The sequence below is a fragment of the Pedobacter sp. genome (assembly GCF_035566355.1).
Classification (GTDB): Bacteria; Bacteroidota; Bacteroidia; order Sphingobacteriales; family Sphingobacteriaceae; genus Pedobacter.
Genome location: NZ_DATMRL010000039.1, coordinates 1 through 4,116, shown reverse-complemented (window position 1 = coordinate 4,116; position 4,116 = coordinate 1). Strand labels below are relative to the sequence as shown.

Here is a 4,116-nt window from a genome sequence, read left to right as displayed (position 1 = left end):
ATTTTCAAAAGGGTTAACTGCAACAAAGAACTCGTCGAGATTAGGGATCTTCTTTAGAATGAAGTTGACCATCACCTTAGCTTCCGGCCTTACGGTACATAATAATTTAACGAGTGCTAAGCCTTCTACACCACCATAAGGGTGGTTAGCGATGGCAATAAATCCACCCGTTTTAGGAATATTTTTCAGATCATCTTCATCGAAGTCTATACTTACACCAATGGTTTCCAGTATTTTATCTACAAATTCGAGACCGTTGAAATGTTTGTTTTGTGAAAAGACCTTGTTGATGTCGTTTAATTTCATCACTTCCATCAGCAAGGCAGCCAAACCAGGAACGCCAAGTTTGTCGATTTTTGTGGCCTTGGCGAATTCTTTAGTGGTTATGATCTTCATTTAAAATTTTTTTATGAATTGGAAAGCAACCTCAAAAATAAGATTTATATTTCTAAATATCGGTAGTACATTAGCCGGGTATGAGAAAATGGTTAAATAACTACTTCGATCTTACAAAAGGGGAGTTCAATGGATTGCTGCTCCTGTCGGGCTTAATTTTGATACTGGCTTTCTGCCCTTATGTTGTTGCCTGGCTTTGGCCTCCGGTTAAAGATCCGGAAGATGAGGCATTTATGCTGCAGGTACTGGAACAAAAAATGGACTCGGCTGTAGTTTCAGATACCAGAAGGTATGGCTGGACTAAGAAAAAGAAGGCCAGATCTGCTGTATTGTTTCGTTTTGACCCGAATACGCTTTCCCAATCTGGTTGGGAGAAACTGGGATTTTCTGCCAGGCAGGCACAATCGATATTAAGATATGAGGAAAGAGGCGGAAGGTTTCGCCGGCCGGAAGATCTGAAGAAGATGTATGTGGTGGCTCCGGATCAGTATAAGACACTACTTCCTTATATAGACATTAAATCTTCTGTACCTTATTATCCAGCTAAAGTCGTTTATAAAAGGGCAGCTGTTGCAATGCCAGTTCCCGTAATGGTGGAGATCAATACCGCAGATACACTGGAACTGGATAAGATAAGGGGGATTGGACCTGCCTTTGCAAGACGGATTGTAAAGTACAGGGAGCGATTGGGTGGCTTTTACAGGAAAGAGCAGTTGCTGGAAATATTTGGTCTGGATTCTGTTAAGTTTGAGGAGATCAAGAATCAGGTACGCATTGATGCTTCGGCTATCCGGAAATTGAATATCAATACTGCAGGGTTTGAAGACCTGAGGCTTTGTCCTTATTTAAAATATAATCAGATCAATGCGGTGTTACAGTATAGGAAACAACACGGAAATTATGCTAATATTGCAGACTTAAAAAAGGTGGTTATTTTGACACCTCAGGTGCTGGAGAAACTGGAACCTTATCTTATATTTTAATAATGATTGAAGCAAAAATAAAACAGACAGTTAGAGATGTACTGGATTTTCCTAAACCCGGCATCGTTTTTAAAGACATTACACCTATATTAAAAGATTCTGCGTTGTGTGGAGAGATTACGGCTGCGCTTGTTGAGCAGTTGAAGGATCTGGAGATTGATGTCGTGGCGGGGATCGAAAGCCGTGGCTTTTTATTTGGAATGCTGTTGGCCCAGGCGCTTAAAGTGCCTTTTGTTCCAATCCGAAAGGCAGGAAAATTGCCTTTTAAGACGATACAGCAGGCTTGTAATCTGGAATATGGAAGTGCTGTGCTGGAATTACATGAAGATGCCTTGTTGCCAGGACAGAAGGTATTGGTTCATGATGATCTTCTGGCTACAGGAGGAACAGTAGTGGCTGCTTCTAAACTGGTTAAGCAGTTACAAGCAGAGGTTATTGGCTGCTCTTTTATTATTGCCCTTGATTTTTTGAATGGGAGAGAGCGGTTAAGTGAATTTGCTCCTCAGACTTTTTCTCTTGCATCGTATTAAAATTTATTGATTTTTTTTAGAGGTTTATTTCGCTGTTTTTATTGCTTTGAGGGAACTTTGTCGGGTTAATGAACTAAATACCATTTTGTTCTGTTTTTGGGAGAATATTTTTCTAGTGATGCTGTTGATTTATTTAATTATAATTGCTCAAATTCAATAAAAAAACATGCAAGAAGTGCTAGATAGTTCGTTAGGATATAATTTTACAGTTTCTGAAAATCAGGAGATGATCAGAAAAATGGTGAAAGATTTTGCGGAACGGAACATCCGTCCGAATGTGATGGAATGGGATGAGTCGCAGTATTTTCCGGTAGAGGTTTTTAAAAAACTTGGTGAACTCGGATTGATGGGGGTATTGGTTCCTGAGGTTTACGGTGGATCGGGATTTGGGTACCAGGAGTATGTAGATGTTATTGTAGAGGTGGCAAAAGTTTGCGGATCTGTTGGATTGTCGGTTGCGGCTCACAATTCATTGTGTACCGGCCATATTCTGGCTTTTGGAAACGAAGAGCAGAAGGCTAAATGGCTGCCTAAACTGGCTACAGCTGAATGGATTGGTGCCTGGGGCTTGACAGAAGCGAATACTGGTTCTGATGCCCTGCGTATGATGACCACCGCTACTCTTGATGGAGATGAATATGTAATTAACGGCTCAAAAAACTGGATCACTCACGGGAAATCGGGAGATGTTGCGGTTGTGATGGTGAGGACGGGTGAAATAGGGGATTCCAAGGGGATTTCTGCAATTGTAGTAGAAAGGGGAACTCCTGGTTTTTCAGCAGGAAAAAAAGAAAATAAACTGGGGATGCGTGCGTCAGAAACAACAGAAATGATCTTTGACAATTGCAGGGTGCCTAAGGAGAATCTGCTTGGCCGCGTGGGTGATGGTTTCAAACAAGCGATGAAAGTATTGGATGGAGGAAGAATCTCTATTGCCGCTTTGTCTTTGGGTATTGCGAAGGGAGCTTATGAAGCTGCACTTGCGTATTCTAAAGAGCGTCATCAGTTTGGACAGCCGATTTCGAGTTTCCAGGCGATCAGTTTTAAGCTTGCGGATATGGCTACAGAGATTGAAGCTGCAGACTTGCTGATCAGGCAGGCTGCAGATATGAAGAATCGTGGTATAAAGATGACCAAAGAGGCGGCTATGGCAAAATATTTTGCTTCAGAGGTTTCGGTCCGTGTTTCTACGGAAGCGGTACAAATCTTTGGTGGTTATGGTTATACGAAGGATTTTCCGGTAGAAAAGTTTTATCGTGACAGCAAGCTTTGCACTATTGGGGAGGGAACTTCGGAAATTCAGAAAATAGTTATTGCAAGAGAAGTTTTAAATGCATAACTTGTATCCGCAATTTATTTAAACCAGCATATTCTAACCAAATATAAAATTCAAGCGCCCGGTGATCATTTGATCACCGGTTTTTTTATGTCTTTATAGAGTGCTTTTAGAGCTTTGGAGCATTTTGGGAGGAAACAACGCTGTCTACTACAAATACGCTGAAACCTCTCCAAGGTAAACTGGAATTGTATTCTTTGTAATGTAACTGGTACACTTTTCCACTGTTGGCCATGAGTTGCTCTGCGAGTTTCTGGTCTGCAATTGAAAATTCAAATTCGTTGGATTGTAAGGTGCCTATTTGCTTGGATTGAATCCCCGACTGGATCAATTTACCTTCATAGGTTTTAAAGAGGTATCCTTTTTTTACTACATAATTGAGTTCTCCTGATTTGACCCCTTCTCCTAAAACAAAGAAATAATGATAGTAGGCTAGTGAGCCGATCACCAGTACTGCAATGATGATACCGTAAGTAAGTACTTTTTTTCCTGTTGTCATAAGTTTATATATATAAGCTAATTTACATTTTATTCATATATAATTATACCAAGTTTTGTGATGTTAAATATGGTGTAAAAAATAATATACTCTTCGGAGACTACGCTTTCTGCGTTGTCGCTACGCGACCTGCTTCGAAAGCTGAGGTCTCCTCTTAGTAAAATTGATTTTTTTCGAAGTGTGTATGTTTTTATTTGTTCTCAAGAGCTCGCGGGCTCGGTTTTCTAGGTGCTTACCTGGGAGGTGATCCGGGCAGGGTGCAGAATGGGCTTCTACGAAGAACATATTATTTTTTTGTTTATAAGATTTTTTATTTACATTTGCATCCCTTCTAAGAATGAAGGAATTAAACACACCGAGAGGAGGTATTTT

At 40.4% G+C, this 4,116-nt stretch carries 4 protein-coding genes and 1 pseudogene; 3 read left to right on the top strand and 2 right to left on the bottom strand.

Annotated elements, in window-relative coordinates; genetic code table 11:
* Positions 1 to 396: pseudogene (locus VNZ46_RS01340) on the bottom strand (hemolysin); the annotation flags it as partial.
* A gap of 80 nt (positions 397 to 476) precedes the next feature.
* Between VNZ46_RS01340 and VNZ46_RS01335 the strand changes: the two are divergent.
* The 3 genes from VNZ46_RS01335 (at position 477) to VNZ46_RS01325 (ending at position 3,248) form a co-directional block, all read left to right on the top strand.
* On the top strand, positions 477 to 1,379 hold the full coding sequence (locus VNZ46_RS01335) for a ComEA family DNA-binding protein (protein WP_325558273.1): 903 nt from the start codon (positions 477 to 479) through the stop codon (positions 1,377 to 1,379).
* 2 nt (positions 1,380 to 1,381) lie between these two features.
* Positions 1,382 to 1,909, top strand: coding sequence for an adenine phosphoribosyltransferase (locus VNZ46_RS01330; protein ID WP_325558272.1), 528 nt, complete (start codon positions 1,382 to 1,384; stop codon positions 1,907 to 1,909).
* Between the two features lie 166 nt (positions 1,910 to 2,075).
* Positions 2,076 to 3,248, top strand: coding sequence for an acyl-CoA dehydrogenase (locus tag VNZ46_RS01325; protein WP_325558271.1), 1,173 nt, complete (start codon positions 2,076 to 2,078; stop codon positions 3,246 to 3,248).
* 106 nt (positions 3,249 to 3,354) lie between these two features.
* Here VNZ46_RS01325 and VNZ46_RS01320 read toward each other — a convergent pair whose 3' ends face one another.
* Complete coding sequence (locus VNZ46_RS01320; protein ID WP_325558270.1) at positions 3,355 to 3,744, bottom strand: hypothetical protein; 390 nt, start codon at positions 3,742 to 3,744, stop codon at positions 3,355 to 3,357.
* Positions 3,745 to 4,116: the final 372 nt, after the last annotated feature.